Origin of the sequence: Sorangium sp. So ce693, assembly GCF_051521375.1 — a bacterium.
In the GTDB taxonomy this organism is placed as follows: domain Bacteria; phylum Myxococcota_A; class Polyangia; order Polyangiales; family Polyangiaceae; genus Sorangium; species Sorangium atrum.
This window is the reverse complement of sequence record NZ_CP150347.1, coordinates 5,462,705-5,482,242: the sequence shown is the minus strand read 5'-3', so window position 1 is coordinate 5,482,242 and position 19,538 is coordinate 5,462,705. Positions and strand designations below refer to the sequence as shown.

General features: G+C 72.8%; 12 protein-coding genes. 7 read left to right on the top strand and 5 right to left on the bottom strand.

Annotated elements, in window-relative coordinates; genetic code table 11:
• Window positions 1-67 precede the first annotated feature (67 nt).
• From WMF14_RS20465 to WMF14_RS20450, 4 genes are all read right to left on the bottom strand, one after another.
• A complete protein-coding gene (locus WMF14_RS20465; RefSeq protein ID WP_437803248.1) occupies window positions 68-4,183 on the bottom strand; it encodes a hypothetical protein in 4,116 nt (1,371 codons plus the stop codon).
• A 105-nt stretch (window positions 4,184-4,288) separates the two neighbouring features.
• Window positions 4,289-5,272, bottom strand: coding sequence for a hypothetical protein (locus tag WMF14_RS20460; protein WP_437803247.1), 984 nt, complete (start codon window positions 5,270-5,272; stop codon window positions 4,289-4,291).
• 192 nt (window positions 5,273-5,464) lie between these two features.
• The gene (locus WMF14_RS20455; protein WP_437803245.1) at window positions 5,465-7,027 is read right to left on the bottom strand and encodes a methyltransferase domain-containing protein; all 1,563 of its coding nucleotides are present in this window, start codon (window positions 7,025-7,027) and stop codon (window positions 5,465-5,467) included.
• A 6-nt stretch (window positions 7,028-7,033) separates the two neighbouring features.
• Window positions 7,034-7,684, bottom strand: a complete 651-nt coding sequence (locus WMF14_RS20450) for a transaldolase family protein (protein WP_272099225.1) — start codon at window positions 7,682-7,684, stop codon at window positions 7,034-7,036.
• 262 nt (window positions 7,685-7,946) lie between these two features.
• Here WMF14_RS20450 and WMF14_RS20445 point away from each other — a divergent pair, with 262 nt between their 5' ends.
• A complete protein-coding gene (locus WMF14_RS20445; RefSeq protein ID WP_437803244.1) occupies window positions 7,947-9,491 on the top strand; it encodes an ATP-binding protein in 1,545 nt (514 codons plus the stop codon).
• A gap of 20 nt (window positions 9,492-9,511) precedes the next feature.
• Here WMF14_RS20445 and WMF14_RS20440 read toward each other — a convergent pair whose 3' ends face one another.
• Window positions 9,512-11,005 (bottom strand): sigma-54-dependent transcriptional regulator, encoded by a 1,494-nt coding sequence (locus tag WMF14_RS20440; RefSeq protein WP_272099221.1) that lies wholly within the window; start codon window positions 11,003-11,005, stop codon window positions 9,512-9,514.
• Between the two features lie 119 nt (window positions 11,006-11,124).
• On the opposite strand from WMF14_RS20440, the gene WMF14_RS20435 reads away from it, so the two are divergent.
• The 6 genes from WMF14_RS20435 to WMF14_RS20410 all read left to right on the top strand — a co-directional run bounded on the left by WMF14_RS20435 (window position 11,125) and on the right by WMF14_RS20410 (window position 18,971).
• Window positions 11,125-11,988 (top strand): outer membrane protein assembly factor BamD, encoded by an 864-nt coding sequence (locus WMF14_RS20435; protein ID WP_437803243.1) that lies wholly within the window; start codon window positions 11,125-11,127, stop codon window positions 11,986-11,988.
• Complete coding sequence (locus WMF14_RS20430) at window positions 11,985-12,299, top strand: hypothetical protein (protein WP_437803242.1); 315 nt, start codon at window positions 11,985-11,987, stop codon at window positions 12,297-12,299. The genes WMF14_RS20435 and WMF14_RS20430 overlap by 4 nt, the downstream gene beginning before the upstream one ends.
• Before the next feature lie 110 nt (window positions 12,300-12,409).
• Window positions 12,410-12,886, top strand: coding sequence for a transcription elongation factor GreA (gene greA / locus WMF14_RS20425; RefSeq protein WP_272099218.1), 477 nt, complete (start codon window positions 12,410-12,412; stop codon window positions 12,884-12,886).
• Window positions 12,883-16,386 (top strand): sulfatase-like hydrolase/transferase, encoded by a 3,504-nt coding sequence (locus WMF14_RS20420; RefSeq protein ID WP_437803241.1) that lies wholly within the window; start codon window positions 12,883-12,885, stop codon window positions 16,384-16,386. Before greA ends, WMF14_RS20420 begins: the two co-directional genes overlap by 4 nt.
• Before the next feature lie 31 nt (window positions 16,387-16,417).
• Window positions 16,418-17,713, top strand: coding sequence for a tetratricopeptide repeat protein (locus tag WMF14_RS20415; RefSeq protein ID WP_437803240.1), 1,296 nt, complete (start codon window positions 16,418-16,420; stop codon window positions 17,711-17,713).
• Window positions 17,700-18,971 (top strand): outer membrane protein assembly factor BamB family protein, encoded by a 1,272-nt coding sequence (locus WMF14_RS20410; protein ID WP_272099213.1) that lies wholly within the window; start codon window positions 17,700-17,702, stop codon window positions 18,969-18,971. Before WMF14_RS20415 ends, WMF14_RS20410 begins: the two co-directional genes overlap by 14 nt.
• Window positions 18,972-19,538: the final 567 nt, after the last annotated feature.

Here is a 19,538-nt window from a genome sequence, read left to right as displayed (position 1 = left end):
CAGGGGGACGCCGCACGCGGCGATCCCGTCATCTCACGGCCCGGGCGCTCGCGCCCCGGAGCGCGCTTCAGGGAGCGACGAGCGCCACGTCTCCCTTCGTGGTCTGTCCGCCGACGCGCCACCAGTTCGCGATGAGCAGCCGCCCGTCCACCTCCACGATCCGCGAGAAGGCGCCCGCGAAGCCTTCCTGCTCGATCGCCCGGATGAGCCAGCTGTGGCCGTCGCCGCTCTTCGTCCCGATCGCGAGCCGCAGGGCCCCGCTCGTCGCGTCCTGGTAGCTGATGCGCACCTCCCCGGCGGCCGTCACGAACACGTTCGCGTCGTCGCCGATGAGGTGCTGCCCGTCCTCGAAGGGGGCGCCCTCGATCCCGAGCCCGTCGTCCGCCACCTCGGAGGGCTCGACCTCCGTGCCTCCCTTCACCCGCGCGTACCGCAGCCCCTCCGAGCGGCCGTCCGCGTAGGCGAGGTGCCAGTCGCCGGCGCGATCGATGAACAGCGACGTCCCCATGCCCACGTCGCCCGTGTCCGTCCCGTCCGGCGCCGCGCCGTCCACGATGCGGGTCTCCCACGCGCCCATCGACTTCGACGCGATCACCACGTCGCCGTGGATGCGATCGTAGAACGCCAGGCCGAACCCGCCCGCATCGTCGGGCGCCATCGCGATGTAGTCGCCGATCGCCTCGGGGTACGTCTCGAGCCGGTTGCCGTCGGAGATCGCGGCGCACGCCGGCGAGCCGCCGTCGTCGATGCACGCCTGCCCGGAGGCGCACCCCGGCTCGCAGTCGCCGGCCGCGAGCGGCGTCGCGCAGCGCCCCGTGCTCCGGATGCACTTCGCCCCGGCGCCGCAGAGGAACGCGCGGCACGGCGTCGCCTCGTCCTTCGCCACGTCCTCGAACCGCCACGCGCCCTCCCCGGGCGAGGCGCTCTCGCCGGTCGCGATCCGGACGCTCGACGTGACCGAGCCGCCCTCGCCGGGCTCGATCGCGAGGTAGGCGATGACGGGCAACTCCTTCACGAAGAGCAGCTTCGCGTAGCGGCCGATATCGCTGCTCGGCGCCTGCTGCACGAAGCTCACCGCCCACGTGTCTCCCTGCCGCTGCGCGAACTTGAGCGCGCGGTTCGTGCGGTCGTAGTAGGCCACCGCCGGCTTTCCGTCCGGCCCCACCGCGATGGACGTCCAGAGGCCGACGTCGTCGCCGGGCTCGGTCTGGCCCCCGCGGAACCCGCTCACGTCGAACCGGGCCGGGTCGACCGGGGGCTCCGCGGGCACCCCGTCGATCGCTTCCCACGCGACCGCCTCGCCGTCCCACGTGCCGACCACGAGATCGCCCCACGCGAACGCGTTGCGCCAGTCGGCCTCCGCGTAGCCGGCGACCCAGACCGTGCGCTTGTCGGCGGCGACCGCGACCGAGGTGTATGCGCCGATGAGCCCGTGCTCCAGCGTCGTGCAGTCGGGCGCGACGCACCCCTGTTCCACCTCCTCCGGCTCCTCGCTGCAGGAGCATCCGGCGTGCGAGCCGAGGAGCGCGACGACGGCGGCCCCGGCCAGCGCGCCCTTCACGCCGCGCGCACCCCGCCGCGCAGGGCGCCGAGGCGACGAGCCCCGGTCGCCGCGCCGCGCGAGCCGCAAGGCCGCCGCCGCGACGGCGAGGCCGAGCCAGCGGACGCCCGACGACGCCTCGCTGGCGCCGCCAGCCATGACGCATCCGCAGCCCGCCGACGGGTCGACGGGGACCCGGCCGCGGAGGATCGCCTGCCGCGCCGTGCCGAGGTTCCCCTCCTCGTCCACGGCCTCGACCTCGATGTCGACGGCGTCGCCCACGTCCACCGACGTCGTCTCCGCCGCCGTCGACCAGGGGGACCACGCGCCGTCATCGAGCCGCACGCGCACCTTCGCGCGCGCGGCGTCCGAGACCCGATCGCTCACCTCGAGCGGCACCCGGCCGTCCACCGCGGCGCCGACGGAGATGACCGGCGGATCGACGTCGACCACCATCTCGACGGTCGCCGGCGTGGGATCGAGCGACAGGGGAGCGCCCGCGATCCGCGATCGCACCGAGATCACGTGGCGCCCCGGGAGCCGCAGCCAGTCGTCGTGCAGGTCGACGACGCGCTCGCGCCTGAACGGGCGCCACACGCCGCTGTCGATCCGGTACGAGTACTCGACGGCCCGCGTGCCGTCGTCGAGCGGCGAGCTCATGACGAGCCGCGCCGTCGGCCCGTTGTCGCGGGTCATCGTGGGCAGGCGGAGCCCCTCGGCGCGCACCTCCTTGCGGCTCAGCTCGGCCTGCGTGTCGCTCCGCGGCGAGCGCTGCTGCGCCGTCGTTCCGAACGCCGCGAAGATGCCGAGGTAGTTGTCCTGCCCCTTCGTGAGCTTCCTCAGGCCGGGGGAGCCCGCGCCCTCGGCCGACTCCGGGATGACCAGCGAGAGCCCGAGCGCCGAGAGCGGCCCGTCGAGATCGATCGCCGGGATGCCGCCGCCGATCAGCTGCCCGAGCTGACCGCTGAGGAGGCCGCCCAGCGCCTCCGCGATGTTCTCGGGGTTCTCCCGGAGCAGCCCGTTGTTCGTCACCTCGCCGTTCTCGACCCTGAGCGCCTCGATCACCGGCGTGAGACCCTCGGGGGTGACCGAGAGGTTCATGGGCACGTCCACATCGAACGTCGCCGTCATGAACCGGATGAACCTGTCGAGCGACCAGATGTAGAAATCGAAGCTCGCCCGGTCCAGCCGGATGCGGATCAGCGGGTCATCACTTCCGTTCGTGCCATCACCGAAGGTGACCCGGGGCGGCGCCTGCGGGCGGATGACGACAGCGACCTGCTGCGACTCGCGCTGCAGCGCGAGATCCTTTGCGGAAGGGGTCAGCAGCCCCAGCGTGCCAGAGTTGAGGAGAGGCACCGTCTCCGTGGAGATGCCGAGACAGAGCAGGCCGCTGTTGTAGAGACCGTTCATGGCATAATTCGCGAAACGCTCGGAGATCGCGAGACCGACGTGAGGGCCGGGAAGGTCGGCTGGCCAGTCGGAGACGGTGTTGGCGACGAGCTCATCGGGAATCGGGATGCCCGCCGGGAGCGCCATGTTCGACAGCGGCACACATTTCGATGTCGGCACCGGCTCGGCGCCGCCATAAAGGCCAAGGGTGAGCCCGCTGCCGACCGGGTTGAGGTCGCCCCACGCGAGATCGGAGCCGTCGTCCCGCTCGCTCATGCCGCCGCCGGCGAGCAGGAGGTCGAAACCGCCCTGCGTGCCGGGGGAGATGCTCGCGAGCAGCCGGCCGAGATCGATGTGGCCCTCGACGCCGAGCAGGATCGAGGCGCACTCGTCGTTCGCGTGCGTGCCGTAGCGGCAGACGCCGCCGATGTCGTTCGTGCCGTCGGGGCAGGCCTGGTCCTGCGTCGGATCCGCCTTCAGACAGAGCTGCTGGTCGAGCTGGGCCTTCAGAGTTTCAGAGAGCGAGCCGGTCAGGAGGGGGAGGACGATGGGGCGCAGAAAATCGAGGATGTCGCCGGCGATGGAGTCGCCGCAGTTGAGCCGCAGCCTCGACTCGAGCTGATCCTTGCCGATGTCGAGCCGGACGATCTTGACGCGCGAGTAGCCCTGCCGCGAGTGCTGAGGATTGACGTCGATCTCGACGGAGAGCTCGATGTCGAGGTTGATGTTCGTGAAGGTCTGGTCGTCGGGCGGGCACGCGTCGTTGCCGTTGAGGGTCGCGATGACCGTGCTGTCCGTGATGAGCAGGTTGACCAGGATCGGGAGGTTCTGCAGGCGCACGGGCAGAGATCCCCGGATTCGCAGGTTATGCGGCGCCCTCGGCTCGATCTGGAGCGCCGCGCTCCCCACGTCGATCTCCGCCGTGCACCTGGGCGGGCTCGCGTTCGGGTCGGCTCCGCCGGGACAGACCGTGTAGCCGGTCCCAGAAGACCTGGGGATGGAGAACGTGATCACGCCGCCGTCCCCACCCCCGAGCAGCGCGCGCCCGAGGACACCCAGGTTCTGCTCGAGGAACTCGACGCCCGACTGCGTGAGCCGCGCCGCGCCGGCGTTCTCGATGCGATCCGCGGGCTTGAAGCCGGCGGGGAGGGGGGTCATTCCACAGCCGGCGCACCCGCCGCCCGAAGCGGCGCATCCGGCGATGATGAGGAGAGCAAGGATGGCGGAGAAATGCTTGATGAGGCGGGGCATAAGGAACCCTCCGGGGGAGCACGACCCGCAGCGCCGCGCCCGCTGGGCGCGGGCTTCAGGACGCCACGACAGATCGTACGCTCCCCGGAGAGCCCCCCGCAAGCGCTACTGCGGACAGAGACCGGTAATCTTGACCGCGCTCGCGGCATACTCGCCGCCAAGCGCATAGGCGTCGGCGCAGTCGTCCGTCGCGGCCGAGTTCGTCGCGCTGCACCAGTCGCCCTTCAGCACGATCTTGCCGCTCTCGTCGCGCTTGCACGTATTCGGGGTCTCACCGCTGCCGTACTCTCCGATATCGCCCGAGAGCACGACACAGAGGCTCTGCTCGATCCCGGGGATGATCACCCGATCGACCTCTTCCAGCGTGATGAACGCGGTGAGCTTGCCGCCGTTGATGAACGCAGGGGGATCGCCGTCCGGGCCGGGGAGGCAGGCCTCCATCGGGTCGAGCCCCTCGCGGTTGTACCGTCCGATGCAGTTGTTGTCCGCCGACACCTTCGCGTCGGTGAGCTGCACCTCGTGCATGGGCAGGACGATCGGCTCGGCGGCCGCGTCTGCCGCGCCCGTGTCCAGGAAGATCGGGACGTTCAGGATGTCGGCCGCGCCGCTCCATGCGCCGTCGGTCAGGGGGGCGTCGAGCTCCTTCGGCGCGATCTCGAACGCGCCTGCAGACATGTTGGCGAAGCAGTAGCCCGCGAGCGGGTCGCTCGTGGGCATCGCGCCGCCGGTGCGCAGCTTGCCGGTCGCCGTGTCGAACTCGAGCAACCAGGAAAAGGTCCCGGTGCCATTCAAGTTGCACACGGGCAGATTCATCGTCAGGCCCTCGGCGACGAGGCGGGCGATATAGCCGACCGCGAGCACGTCGGGCTTCGTGACCGTCAGCTGCGCCATCCGCAGACCGAACTTGGTCGCGCCCTGATTGTCGTGGACGGCAATGCAATCGGAAGCGACAGCCGTGCAGACCGGGTTCTTCGGCGTGCAGTCGCCAGGAGCCCCGCCGCCGGTCCCCCCTGCTGAGCTCGAGCTCGTCTCGCCGGCGTCATCGCCCCCGCACCCCGCCCCCGCCGCCGAGCCCATCAATGCGGACACACCTAGTACGCAAAAACACTTCAAAAACCGCATCTCTTGCCTCCTTCGGTGTTGCAAGGTGCGGAGTATAGGCGGCGGAAATGCGATGACCACGCGGTCGAGGTGACGCCGCACCGCGTCGCTATCGCCACATTCACCTCACGCCCCGATGAGCGCGACGCGCTTCATCTGCGTCGCCGCTCGGCGCGACGCCTAGCGGCGCTCGTAGCGGTCGCCGAGCCGGGCGCCGACGGGGAGCGCGCGCAGCAGGCGAATCATCGTCCACACCGTGCCAGCCAGCTTGCGCAGCTTCGAGGTGCCGACCCGCTCGTTGTACTCGATGGGCATCTCCACCACGCGATAGCCGCACTTCGCGGGGAAGAGCAGCGTGTCGATCGGCAACGCGTCGCCCTCACCGTCGAAATCGAACGCGCGAATCACCGAGCAGCGGTAGGCGCGCATACCGCTGTGGACGTCCGACGTCGGGATGCCGTGCATCGCGTGTGTCATGGCGGCAAAGGCGCGGTTGGCGATGTAGTTCGGGACCGGCATGGCCGCCGGCCTCGTGCGGGTGCGCGCGCAGTTCACCACGTCGGCGCCCTCCTCCTCGACGAGGCGCCTGAGCACGGGGATGTTCTCAGCCGGATAGGTGAAGTCGCAATCGAGGTAGATGAGCAGATCGCTCCGGGCGGCGGCGCTGTACATGAGGAGCTCCATGGCCGGCCCGTGGCCGCGGGGCGGCACCTGCCGGAGCACGCGCGCCCCGAGGCCGGCCGCGATCTCGGGGGTCCTGTCCCGTGTAGAGCTGTCGACGCAGAGGATCTCCGCGTCGGGCGCGGCCTTCCTGATCTCGCCGATCATGGCGCCGACGCTCTCCTCTTCATCCATGGTCAGCATGCCGACGGTGAGCCGCATCCGGCGCGGGCGCGGCGGCTTCCGGGCGACGATCACGTGCTGGAACGCGAGGAGGCCGGGCGCGCGGTCGGCGACAACGTCCTCCAGCGGGCGGACGAGCGCGTGATACGCCTTGTAGGGGAGCGAGCTGGCGAGATCGGTCGGGTCGTCGCCCGCGCCGAGGCCGCGGAGGATGAGCCCCTTGGCGCCGCGGACGAGCATCGGGTTCTGCTCGACGCGGAGCACCTCGAGCCCGGCGCGCTCGATGAGCCGGACCGCCGACGCGCGGGTGAAGAAGCGGAGGTGCGTGTCGTCCAGGATGCCGCTCGGCTCGTAGTCGAACCGGCCGGCGAGCAGGCCGAGGCGCACCGGCCAGGCCGCGACGTTGGGGAGCGAGACGATGACGTGGCCGTCCTCCTCGAGGTGGGGCAGGAAGCGGCAGAGCACGGCGAGCGGGTCGGCGGTGTGCTCGAGGACGTCGGCGAACAGGAGCAGGTCGAAGCGCCGGTCGCCGAGCGCCTCGCGCACGGCGGCGTCGCTCGTGATGTCGGCGGCGAGGACCTCGTCGAGCGCCGCGCCGGCGCGCGCGAGCGAGCCGGGCGCGATCTCGATCCCGGTCACGCGCGCGCCGGTGCGCTTGACGGCCGCGCCGTTGAGCCCGATCCCGCAGCCGACGTCGAGCGCCGTCCGAGGCCGGCCGGCGGCGGCGACGAGGGCCCGGTTCACCTCTTCGACCGCGTACTTGCGCCCGGCGAGGGCCTCCGGCGCGGCGCGGGGCGGCGAGCGCCGACCCGGGGCGTCCCCGTGATCGAGAGGGCGCGGCCCGCGATCTTCCCCGTCGTCTCCCCCGTTTCCTCGCGCGTGGCCGGGCTCGGCGTTCACGCGCGGCTACTTAGCACGCTTCTCCCAGGCGGCGTTGAATTCGCGGATCGTCTCCTCGGTCTTCGGGTTGTGGAGCATCTTCCGCAAGATGGCGGGAGGCACGGTCACGATGTGCGCGCCGGCGTCGAGCGCCTCGTTCACGTCCATGAGGTGGCGGATCGAGCCGACGATGATCTCGGCGCCCAGCCGCTCGCGATCGAGCCTCGCGCGCGTGCGCTCGATGACCGGGGTCGCGGCGTAGCCCATGTCGCGGATGCGCCCGCTGAAGATCGAGACGTATGCGCCGCCGGCGAGCGCCGCGAGGTACGCCTGGTTGAAGCTCATCACGCACGTGACGTTGGTCCGCACGCCGCGCTTCGCGAGGGCGTGCGTCACCTTGAGGCCGACGTCGCCGAACGGGACCTTGATGCAGATCCGCTCGGGCGCCCACGCGTGATAGCCGCGGGCCTCGTCGAGCATCGCCGCCTCGTCCTCGCTCGTCAGCTCGACCGACACCGGCCCCGCCGACGCCGCGAGCACCTCGCGGATGCGCCGCTCGAGATCGACGCAGCCCGCGTCGCGCGAGAGGATGAGGGGGTTCGTGGTCACGCCGGCGAGCACGCCCCAGGAGAAGAGCTCCTTGATCTCGTCCGGGTTCGAGCTGTCGAGGAAGAACATGGATCGCTCCAGCGGGCTCGCTCGAGCCCCGGCGCGGTCTAGGCCAGTTCGATGCAATAGAGAAGGGGAGAAGGGGAGAAGGGGAGAAGAGAGAAGGGGAGACGGCGACACCGTCCACGCTGCGCGGCTCGCCGCGCCGCCCTTCAGTGACGCTCGCGGTGCGGCCTGTGTGAACGACGTTGCAAAGACGGGGAGTCCGCGCTTCAGTTCCGGTTGTCGGAGATGTCTCTCCGACGGAACGTTTCTCCACGGCAATGCGTCGATGAGCAGCGGACGATCGTCGAGGGATCCGGTGGCGCACAGCCCGCTGCTCGCGGCTTGCTCGCCGGCGGGGCTCTACGTTGCCGCGCCCGGGGGCCACCTCGTCGACTGCAACGAGGTGCTCGCCCGGCTGCTCGGCTATGGCTCGCGGGAGGAGGCGCTCGCGGCGGCCGATCTCCTCCTCGGCGAGGGCGCGGCGGGCGCGACGCCGACGTCGGCCGGCGTGGTCGAGGGCTTCCTCACGCGCCGCGATGGGTCGGCGGTCCGGGTGATGAGGACCGAGACCGTCGCGGAAGCGCGCGGCGAGCGGCTCGTGGTCGGGGCCATCGTCGACGTCTCCTCCGCGCGCTGCACCGAAGATCGCCGGCGCGAGCTCTCGGAGGAGCTCGGCCAGGCGCAGAAGATGGAAGCTGTGGGGCGGCTCGCGGGCGGGATCGCCCACGACTACAACAACCTGCTCGCGATCATCCTGAACTACACGAGCCTGGTGATCGAGGAGCTCGACGAGCAGAGCCCGGTGCAGAAGGATCTCGCCGAGATCAAGCGCGCCGCGCAGCGGGCCGCGTCGCTGACGCGGCAGCTGCTCACGGTGAGCCGGCGGGGGCTCGCGCAGCCGGTCGTGCTGGATCTGCGGGACGTCGTGCGCGGCATGGATGGCGCGCTCCGCGCCGCCGTCGGCGGCAGCATCGATCTCGCGATCGCTGTCGGTCCGTCGGCCTGCCGGGTGCTGGCGGACGCGGGGCAGCTCGAGCAGGTGGTGATGAACCTCGCGCTGAACGCGCGCGACGCGATGCAAGGCGGCGGCCGGCTGTCGATCGAGACGCGCGCGGTCCGCGTCGGCGCTGCGGGGAGCCTGCACGACGCGCACCCGGCGGTCCCGCCTGGCCGGTACGCGCGCCTCGTCGTGAGCGACACCGGCAGCGGGATGTGCGACGACGTGCGGACGCGCGCCTTCGAGCCGTTCTTCACGACGAAGCCGAGGGGGAAGGGGACCGGCCTCGGGCTCGCCACCGTGTACGGGATCGTCAAGCAGTGGCACGGCCACATCGAGCTCGCCTCCCAGCCCGGGCAGGGCACGCGCGTCGAGATCTACCTGCCGCTCTCCGCGCGCGGGGCGTCCTCGCGGCGCGCGCGCGCCGCGCACCAGCGCCGCGCTGCGCCGCGCCCGGGCGAGGGCGGGACGGTGCTCGTCACCGACGATGAGGACGCGGTGGTCACGCTCGCGAGCCGGATCCTGGGGCAGCACGGCTACACGACGCTGACGGCGCGCGGGCCGCGCGAGGCGCTGCGCGTCTGCGAGGCGCAGCGCGGGCGCGTCGACCTCCTGCTCACCGACGTGCTGATGCCCGAGATGTCCGGAGGCGAGCTCGCCGCTCGCCTCGTGAAGCTCAGGCCGGACATGAAGGTGCTCTTCATGTCCGGCTACACGGGCGACGCCCTCGACGGCCCGTTCGCCGTCCGGCCAGGCGCCGCGGTGCTCGGGAAGCCCTTCACGGCCGAGTCGCTTCTCCGCGCCGTCCGCAGGGCGCTCGAGGGGGCCGCGTAGGCGGGACGCGCAGGCCGTGCCTACGGCGCCTCACCTCGCTTGATGCCGTACGCGCGGATCTTCTTGTGGAGGTTCGTGCGCTCGACCCCGAGCAGCACGGCCGCGCGCGAGATGTTCCAGTCGAGGCTGGCCAGCACCTCGACGATGTAGCGGCGCTCGGCCCGATCGCGGAACTCGCGGAGCGTGAGGCGGGGGCGCTCCGGCTCGTGGCGGGCCGCGCCGGCGGGCGGCTCGGCCGCGCCGGGGGGCGCCGCCGCGCCGTCTCCGGCGGCCCCCTGCGCGTCGTCCTCGAACGGGTTCTCGTGTGGATCCTCGGGGAGATCGGCGATCGTGACGACGTCGCCCGAGAGGATCGCGGCGCGCTCGATCACGTTCTTGAGCTCGCGGACGTTGCCAGGCCAGCTCCGGCGCTCGAGCGCGGCGTAGACCATGGGATCGATGCCCTTCTGCTTGAGGCCGTTCTCGTTGCAGAACGCCGCCATGAACGCGTCGGCGAGCGCGCGCAGATCGTCCATGCGGTCGCGCAGCGCGGGGCTCTTGATGGGGAACACGGCGAGGCGGAAGAAGAGATCCTCGCGGAAGCGCAGCGCGGCGACCTCGCGCGAGAGGTCCTTGTTCGTCGCGGCGAGCACGCGGACGTCGACGTGCCGGCTGTGCTCGCTGCCGACGCGGCAGATCTCGCCCGACTGCAGCGCGCGCAGCACCTTGGCCTGGGCGGCGAGGTCCATGTCGCCGATCTCGTCGAGGAACAGCGTGCCGCCGTGGGCCTGCTCGAAGAAGCCCCGCTTCGGTCCGCTCGCCCCGGTGAACGCGCCGCGCTCGTGGCCGAAGAGCTCGCTCTCGATGAGCTCGCGCGGGATCGCGGCGCAGTTGACCCGGACGAAGGGGCCCCGCGCCCTCGGCGACAGCCGGTGGATGGCGCGGCTGATGAGCTCCTTGCCCGTGCCGCTCTCGCCGGTGATGAGCACGCTCGCCTTCGTGGGCGCGACGCGATCGATCTCCTTGAACAGCCGCTGCATCGCCGCGCTCTGGCCGATCATCTCGTAGCGCGCCTGCACCTGCGCCTTGAGGTCCTCGACCTCCCGGGCGAGCCGCGAGTTCTGCAGCGCGTTCTTCACGCCGACGAGGACGCGCTCGCGGTTCAGCGGCTTCTCGAAGAAGTCGCTGGCGCCGAGCTTGATGGCCTTCACGGCGTCGTTGACGGTCGCGTGGCCGCTGATCACGATCACCGGGAGCTCGCGGGTGGCGTCGTCCTGGCGCACGCGCTGGAGGAGATCGAGGCCGTTCATGCCGGGCAGGAGCAGGTCGACCAGGGCGAGGTCGACGGGGCTGTCGCCGTGCGCGAGCAGCTCCAGCGCCGCCTCGGCGCTCGGCGCCTCCGCGACCTGGTAGCCCTCGCCCTGCAGCACCAGGGCGAGGGTGCGGCGGATGTTGCGCTCGTCGTCAACCACGAGCACGGTGGGCGCGGCGGCGCCTCCGGGCGGGGCGGCGGGCGGCGGAGAGGAAGCGGGCATGGGTCGACCATACCCCAGCTCAGCCGTGCGCCACGACGCGGGGAGCGAGGGAGCACAGGCCCGGCCCCGCGGCGGAAGCCCTGGCGCGCCGGCGCCGGATTGGGTACGAGGCCTGCTCGATGAGACCCTCCGCCGCTGTCCTCGCCCTCACCGGGTGCCTCGCTGCCCTCGGCGGGCTCGTGGGCTGCGATTTCGAGCTCAACGACGGCCGCACCGCGACCCTCACGTACACCGAGGACGCGCGCGCCGCGTACAACGAGGCGATGGCCGCCTTCCAGGCCAAGGACTGGGAGGACGCGCGCGCCCTCTTCGGCGAGGTGAAGCGGCTCTTCGCTTACAGCCGCTACGCCCGGCTCGCCGATCTCAGGATCGCGGATCTCGATTTCGAGCAGGGAAAGTACCCGGAGGCGATCTCGGAGTACCGCGCGTTCATCCAGGAGCACCGGACGGACCGGAACGTCGAGTACGCGAAGTACCGGATGGCGAAGGCGCTCTACCTGGACATCGACGACACGGTGTTCCTGCCGCCGGCCGAGGAGCGCGATCAGGCGACCACGCTCGAGGCGTACAAGGAGATCCGGACGTTCCTCCGGCAGTACCCGCGCAGCCGGTACCGCGAGGACGCGGCCTACATGCTCGAGGTCGTGACGGGGCGGCTCGTGCGCCACGAGCTCTACGTCGCGCGCTACTACCTCAAGGAAGACGCGTTCGACGCGGCCCTCGCGCGGATCGACTACGCGCTGCGGACCTTCCCGGGCTCCGGGCTCGATGCGGAGGCGCTCGTCCTCAAGGGCGAGACGCTCCTCAAGATGAAGAAGCCCGACGAGGCGCGCGCCGTGTTCGAGTCCGTCATCCGGGACTGGGGCGGCCCGTTCGCCGTGACCGCGCGCCGGTTCCTGGACGAGATGGGCGCCGGCCGGCCGCGCGGCGCGCCTGCCAAGAAGGCGGCGTCGGGCCGCGCCCCCGCGGGGCCGCAGCTGTGACGCAGGCTGTCGGGCGGCCATCCTCCGGCGCGCGCTACGTGCTGGAGCAGGCCGACGCCGGAGATACGCCAGGGGAGTTCGTGTACCGGGGCCTCGTGCGGCTCCCGGCCGCGGACGTCCCGGTCGAGGTGCGGGTCGCCGAGGCGACCGGCGCGGCCACGGCGACGGTGGACGCCGCGGCCGTCCCGCACGGCGGACCGCATCCCGAGGAGCTCTCCAAGACGGCGGCGGCCCTCGTTCGGAGCGCGACCAAGTCAGCGGACGCCCATGCGCGGCGGCTGCCGCGGAAGATCGTCCGCTGGCGCGGCTAGGCGACGGCGGCGCGGAGCCCGCGCTGCGGTCCGGGCGCCTGGCGCCTCGGGCGATCGGCGCGCCCAGGCCGTCGTCTCCCGGCCGGGAGCCATGCTAAAAGCGTCCCACCATGTCCGAGAAAGTACCGATGACGCCCGAGGGGCAAGCGCGGCTCCGCGAAGAGATGCGACGGCTGAAAGAGATCGACCTGCCGCAGGTCGTCAAGGACATCGGCACGGCCCGGGAGCACGGCGATCTCTCCGAGAACGCCGAGTACCACGCCGCCAAGGAGCGGCAGGGCATGATCGTCGCCCGCATCAGCTACCTCGAGCAGACGCTCTCGCGCGCCGAGGTGATCGATCCGTCGAAGCTGAGCGGCAGCAAGGTCCAGTTCGGCGCCAAGGTCAAGCTCGCGAACGTGGACACGGACGAGGAGCAGAGCTTCCAGATCGTCGGGCCCGAGGAGGCCGATCTCAAGGTCGGGCGCATCTCCATCGCGTCGCCGCTCGCACGCGCGCTGCTCGGCCATGAGGTCGGCGAGGAGGTCCGCGTGAACATGCCGGCCGGGCCGCGCACGTACGAGATCCTCGAAGTCTCCTTCGCATGACCGAGCGCAACGGGGCCGCTCCGATGCGCCCGCGGGGCCATGGGGGCGCCGGCCGGCCTCCCGGGGGGCCCGTGCCCTCCGGGCGGCCCCTGCTGGGGAGCCGGCCTGACACGACGGCCGCCGGGGAGGGCGTCGTGCCGGGGCCTGCCGGCCACCGGGCCCCGGCGGCGCCGCGCCCGCAGACCGGGCCGGCGCGCCCGTCCACGCCGGCGCCCGCGCCGAGCCGCGCCACCTTCCCGAGCGGGAACTCCGACGCGCCTCCGCGGAAGCTGGAGACGGAGATCGGGTGGCGCATGGCGGACGCCTACCTCGCGATCGCGGCGCTCGCGCTCGCCGAGCTCCTGGTCGTCGGCGCGTGGCGGTGGCGAGAGCTGCTCGGGCCCTACGAGCTCGGCCGCGCCCTGCGCGACCTCCTGCCGCTCGCGCTCTCGGCCGCGGCGCCGTGCGCCGCCGTCCTCGGCGCGGTGCTCGAGATCGTCATGCGCGCCGAGCGCAAGGCGTTCCGCGCCGCGGCAGCGCTGATCGCGGGCGCGTTCGGCGGCGCGGTGGCCTTCGGGGTCTCGACGGGGCGCATGCTCGAGGGCGGCCGGCGCGCGCCCTTCATCGCGGCGCTCGCGCTCGTCGCCGCCGCGGCGACGTTCGCCGCGGCGCCGCGCGCGGCGCGCGCCTTGAAGCGGGCGCGCGCCGCGGCCGCCGGCAGGTGGCTCCTCCTCGCGGCGATCTGCGCGATCGTGCTGCTCGAGGTCGCGAACGTGCGCGTCTTGCCGCGCCTCTACGCCGCCTTCCACCTGGGGCTCGCGGCGCTCACGCTCGCGGCGGCGACCTTCGCGACGCCGGCGCTGCCCGCGCGCGCGGCTCGCCTGGAGGACGCGCACGGGCGGCGCTCGCCCAGGCTGGTGCGCGCGGCGCTCGCGCTCGTCCTCTTCGCGTTCGGCGCGGCGCTCGCGCCCGGCGCGGCGGACAGGCTCGCGCTGGCGGACAACATCCGGCTGATCTACGCGACGCACAGCCCGCTGCTCGGCCACGTGGTCGAGCTCGCCGCCGTGCTGTCGCCGCCCGAGGCGCTCGACGCCGCGCCGCTCGACGAGCGCGCCAGCGGGCACGCCATCGATCTGCGGGGGCGCGACATCGTGCTGATCAGCGTCGACGCCCTGCGCGCCGACCACGTGGGGGCGTACGGCTACGACAGGAAGATCACCCCGAACCTCGATCGCCTCGCGGCCGAGGGCGTGCGGTTCGACGCGGCGTACACGCCGACGCCGCACACGTCGTACGCCGTGTCGTCGCTCATGACGGGCAAGTACATCCGCCCGCTCGTGCTGCAAGGGCTCGGCGACGACTCCGAGACCTTCGCGCAGCACCTCCGCCGCTACGGCTACAAGACGGCGGGCTTCTACCCGCCGGCGGTGTTCTTCATCGACGGCGAGCGCTTCGGCGCGCTGCGCGACCGGGCGCTCGATTTCGAGTACCGGAAGGTCGAGTTCGCGAGCGCCCAGCTCCGTCTGGAGCAGGTGCGGAGCTACCTCGCCGGGCTCGGGCCGGAGCAGCGCGCGTTCATGTGGGTGCACCTCTTCGAGCCGCACGAGCCGTACGAGGCGCACCCGGAGCACCCGCTCGGCGACCGCGACATCGACCGCTACGACGCGGAGATCGCCATGGCGGACGCGGGGGTGGGGGCGATCGTGGACGAGGTCCGCAAGGGGCGCCCGGACGCCGTCGTGATCGTCACGGCCGATCACGGCGAGGAGTTCGGCGAGCACGGCGGCCGCTACCACGGCACGACCGTGTACGAGGAGCAGGCGCGCGTACCGCTCGTCGTGAGCGCGCCCGGCCTGCTCTCGCCCCGCGTGGTCCGGGCGCCGGTGCAGCTCGTCGATCTCCTGCCGACGGTGCTCGCGGGGCTCGGCATCCCGAGGCCGGCGCGCGTGCGCGGCGCCGATCTCGGGCCGCTGCTCGCCTCGGGCGACGAGGCGGCGGAGCAGGGCAAGGCGGCCCCGCCGGGCGGGCCGCCCTCGCTCCCGGGCTTCGCCTTCGCCGAGACGGACGCGCAGACGCTGCTCGCCAAGGGCACGCTGCGGCTCGTCTGCGCGCGCAAGATCGGCGCGTGCGCGCTCTACGACGTGGCGACCGATCCGCGCCAGCAGGAGGACGTCTCCGCGCTGCGCCCGGCGGAGCTCGGCGCGATGCGGTCGGAGCTTCGCGCGATCGAGGCGTCGCACGGGCGCTACGAGGTCCGCGGCCTCCGGCAGGAGGGCAAGGGATGGCCCGACGCGCTCCGCCGCGGCATCGCGGGCGACGCCGACGCGGTCGTGGAGGTCGCGGCGCTGCTCGACGACGCGGACGTCGCCATCCGGCGCAAGGCGGGCGAGGTGCTGTTCGATCTGCGCCGCTCCGAGGCGGCGCCCTCGCTGCGCCTCGCGCTCGTGCGCGACGAGGACGACGAGGTGCGGCGCTGGGCGGCGCTGACCCTCACGCGGCTCGGCGAGGGCGCGCCGCTCACCCGCGATCTCGTCGTCGATCGCGATCGCAAGTGGCGGCGCCTCGCGGCGCTCGCGCTGGCGGAGTCGGGCGATCGCCGCGGCGACGACGTCCTCGTGGCGTGGCTGCGGCAGGTGGTCCGAGGCCCCGAGCAGGACGGCGGCGCCGACGCGGGCGAGGTGACCTCGTTCGAGCGGGCGCGCGAGATCGTGGACGCGCTCGCCAAGATCCGGGTGAAGGCGGCGCTGCCGCCGCTCATCGCGGCGCTCGGCGACGTGCGGCTCCGCCCGTACGCTGCGGCCGCGCTCGCGGCCATCGGCGAGGACGCCGCGCGGCCGGCGCTCGCGGAGCGGCTGAGCCAGGAGCCGTACCAGACCGCGCGGGTCGCGATCGCCGAGGCCCTCGTGAAGCTCGGCGCCGGCCCCGAGCTCCGGGCGCCGCTCCTGCGCATGCTCGGCACGCCCGATCCGCTTCCGGGGGGGCTCGGGCTCGCGCTCCGGGCCGACATCCTCGACCTGCTCGGCGGGCCGCGCGAGCGCGATCTCGGCCGCCTGCGCCGCTTCGCGAAGAGCGGGGTGGGCCTCGGCGTCGTGATCCCGAAGGCCGGCAACGGCAAGGGCGTGCGCGTCATCTGCCGCGCGCGGACCGACGACGGCCGCCCCGGCGAGGTGCGGTTCGGCAGGCCCACGCGCAGCTGGCGCCCGCCGAAGCGGGACGGCGCGTCGCTCGTCCCGGCCAGCGCGCCTGAGCTCGACGCGGAGCGCGCGGTCACGCTCGCGATCCCGCCGGGGAGCGAGCCGACCGAGGCGTTCGCGACGCTGCCGCCCGCCGCGGGCGCGCAGGCCGGCAATTACGGCGATTTCGTGGTGTACGCGACCCAGAACGTCGAGGTGTCCGCGTGCGCGGTCGTCCCGCTCGCCGACGAGATCCCGCCCCCGCCGCCTGCGCCCTGGTCGCCCGACGAGGCCGGGGCGCCGGCGCGCTCGGACGACGAAGCACCCGCCGCTCACCGGCCAGATTGACGCCGCAGGCCGCGAGACTAGAGTCCGCCGCGTGTCGGACAAGGACCGAGAGCAGGCCGAAGAGAAATCCGCGCAGAGCGATGGCGATGTCGCTGCCACGCGGAGCGATGGCGACGAGGACGGGGCCGCGGAGGCGGCCCCGGCGAGGCCGCCGCGCGGCGCTCCGGTGAAGGACGCCGGCGGCGATGGCGACGACGAGGCCGCGCAGCGCGTGGCCGACGCGCTCGGCGTCGGCGAGGCGGAAGAGGCCCCCGCGCCGGAGGCGGCGAGCGAAGAGGCGGTCGAGGCAGCGCCGAACCGCGCGGCCCGCCGCCGCGACGAGGCCACCGCGCGCCGCCGCAAGAAGAAGGCGACCGGCGAGGAGCTGCCCAAGGACAAGAACGCCCGCGCGAAGGAGCTGCTCGCTCGCCGCAGGGAGCAGGCCGAGGGGCGCCGCCCCGTCCAGCTGCTGCCGGGCGAGATGGTCGAGGACGCGCTCAGCCGGATGACCAGCGGCGCTGGCCGGTGGATCAAGGCGAACTTCCACATCGTCCAGTGGGGCGTGGTGGCGGCGATCGTCGCGACCGGCGGCGTCCTGTTCTACCTGTCGCGGGCCGAGAAGAAGGACGCCGCGTCCACGTCGGCGCTCGTCGCGGCCGTCGCCGCGGATCGGGGCAGGGTGCTCGCCGAGGACACGCGCACCGACGAGGAGAAGGAGCTCGACGTCACGAGGACCTTCAAGACCGCGGACGAGCGGTCGGCCACCGCGCTCGCCGAGTACAACAAGGTCATCGACGAGCACGCCGGCACCGGCGCGGCGACTCTGGCGAAGCTCGGGCAGGCCGGGGTGCTGCTCGACAAGAAGGATTACGCGCACGCGCTGGACGCGTACAGCGTCGTGGTCTCGTCGCCGCTGGCCGGGGCCGATCCCGACGTGAAGGGGCGCGCCATCGAGGGCATCGCCTTCGCCCGGGAGGGCAAGGGTGATCTCGACGGCGCGCTCGCGTCGTTCAAGGAGCTCGAGGCGATCGACATGAAGGGCTACAAGGAGCTCGCGCTGTACCACCAGGCGCGGCTCTACCTGGCCAAGGGCGACACCGACAAGGCGAAGGAGCTGCTCAAGAGCGCGCACGAGAAGCTCCAGGCGCCGTCGACGGAGGGCCGCCCGTTCCAGTTCCTCGAGGCGGTCGTCGAGGAGATGCTGCGCAAGATCGATCCGGCCGCCGTGCCGCCTCGCGCCGCGTTCGGCGGTCCGAAGGGCCAGTCGATGACGCCGGAGGAGATCGAGCAGCTGCTTCGCCGGGCGCGTGAGAACGCGGAGAAGAAGGCGGGCGATGCGCCGCACTAGCCGCGCAGCGGGCGTCGCGCTCGTCTGGCTGGGGCTCGCGCCGCTCAGCGGCTGCGGCAACCTGGGCGTCGCTGCGGCGCCCGATGCGCCGCTCTGGCTGCACCATCCAGGCGGCGCGCTCGGCATCACCATGCGCCGCGAGATCACCGCCGAGACGCGCAAGGTCGGCGAGGCCTACGAGCGCGGCCGCCCCGAGATCGACGTGGCGCACCGGCGCGTCTTCGTCGGATCGAGCGATCACGGCCTGTACGCGGTGCGCGCGGACACGAGCGACGTCCTGTGGCGCTTCGAGACGCTCGGCCCGGTGCAGTGCGAGCCGCTCTACGACGCCGCGTCGGACACGGTCTATTTCGGCTCGGACGACGGCGCGCTCTACAAGGTGCGCGCGTCGGACGGCACGCTGCTCTACCGCTTCATGACCAACGCGAAGGTCGCGCGGCGGCCGGTGCTGCGCGACGGCGTGCTCTACGTGACGAACGCGAACGACACGTTGATCGCGCTCGACGCGGCGACGGGGGCGATGCGCTGGCACCAGCACCGGACGCCGGCGGGCGGGATGGAGATCGCCGGGTACGCGGGGCCGGCGCTCGGCCGGGACAAGGTCTACACCGCGTTCTCGGACGGGGTCGTGATGGCCTACGACCTCAAGGACGGGTCCGAGCAGTGGGCGCTCGTCGACTTGGCCGCCGAGGCCGAGCAGAGCGCTGGCGGCCAGACGCCGAAGTACCTCGACACGGACACCACGCCGGTCCTCGGGAAGATCGCCTCGGGCGATGTGGTCTTCGTGGCGGGTTACGCGGGCGGGGTCTTCGCGCTCGACGCCGAGAACGGGACCCGGGCCTGGGTGAACGAGGCGGCGGTCGGCGTGACCGAGCTTCTCCTGTGGGAGCAGCCTGCGCACCAGCCTCGGAGCGGAGGCGGTCCGATCGTGCCCGCGCGGAAGGTGCTGCTCGCGTCCTCCGGCATGACCGGCCTGTGGGCGCTCGATCCGGAGGATGGCCGCACGATCTGGCGCCGGGATCTGCCAGACGGCGGCATCTCGGCCCCCGTGCCGTTCTCGGGGGCGTTGCTGGTGACGACCACGCGCTACGGGATCTTCCTGTTCTCTCCGCTGGACGGGGCCGTGATCGACGGCATCGAGACCGGCGGCGGGATCGCGATGACGCCGGCGGCGTACGGCCGGCGCGCGTTCGTCCTGACGAACGGCGGCTCGCTGCTGAGCCTGGACGTCGAGACGCCCCCGGTTCCGAAGGGCTGAACACACGCACAGGTTGAGGCGCGGCGGCTTGATGCCGGCGGGCCGAGGGGCGCGCAGGGCATCGCTGCCGACGCCTTGAGGCGTGCTTCGGGGGACGCTGGGCGGGGGGCCTCCGGCCAGGTCTCGTGGCGGGCAGCACCGGCGGGGCGGTGGCCGTGGGCGAGGTCGACCCTGGGCGAGGCCGACCCAGGTTGCGGCAACGGCGGCGACCGGTGCGGCGGACCCAGGTTGCCGTGAGCGAGGCCGACCGGGGTTGCGGCAACGGCGGCGACCGGTGCGGCGGACAGGTTGCGGCAACGGCGGCGACCGGTGCGGCGGACCCAGGTTGCCGTGGGCGAGGCCGACCGGGGTTGCGGCAACGGCGGCGACCGCCGCGGGATGCGGCCCGCATCGGCCCCAGATGCATGAATTTGCTCGTGAAATCGAGCCGAGCTCCCCTGCCCGCCGCACCGGCCGTGGATCGCATAAGAAACATTATGTCAACTCGCGCGCCCGGGCGGGGTTCCAGGCCCCACGGCTGGTCCGAGCGCAGCTAGGCGAACCCTGGCCGAGTCGTCCGCGCGCTTC

What these genes read in the sequence shown, in the direction of transcription:
- WMF14_RS20465 (WP_437803248.1), bottom strand. Translation starts at nt 4,183, where the DNA reads ATGCCCCGCCTCATCAAGCATTTCTCCGCCATCCTTGCTCTCCTCATC.
- WMF14_RS20450 (WP_272099225.1), bottom strand. Translation starts at nt 7,684, where the DNA reads ATGTTCTTCCTCGACAGCTCGAACCCGGACGAGATCAAGGAGCTCTTC.
- WMF14_RS20445 (WP_437803244.1), top strand. Translation starts at nt 7,947, where the DNA reads ATGAGCAGCGGACGATCGTCGAGGGATCCGGTGGCGCACAGCCCGCTG.
- WMF14_RS20440 (WP_272099221.1), bottom strand. Translation starts at nt 11,005, where the DNA reads ATGCCCGCTTCCTCTCCGCCGCCCGCCGCCCCGCCCGGAGGCGCCGCC.
- WMF14_RS20435 (WP_437803243.1), top strand. Translation starts at nt 11,125, where the DNA reads ATGAGACCCTCCGCCGCTGTCCTCGCCCTCACCGGGTGCCTCGCTGCC.
- greA (WP_272099218.1), top strand. Translation starts at nt 12,410, where the DNA reads ATGTCCGAGAAAGTACCGATGACGCCCGAGGGGCAAGCGCGGCTCCGC.
- WMF14_RS20420 (WP_437803241.1), top strand. Translation starts at nt 12,883, where the DNA reads ATGACCGAGCGCAACGGGGCCGCTCCGATGCGCCCGCGGGGCCATGGG.
- WMF14_RS20410 (WP_272099213.1), top strand. Translation starts at nt 17,700, where the DNA reads ATGCGCCGCACTAGCCGCGCAGCGGGCGTCGCGCTCGTCTGGCTGGGG.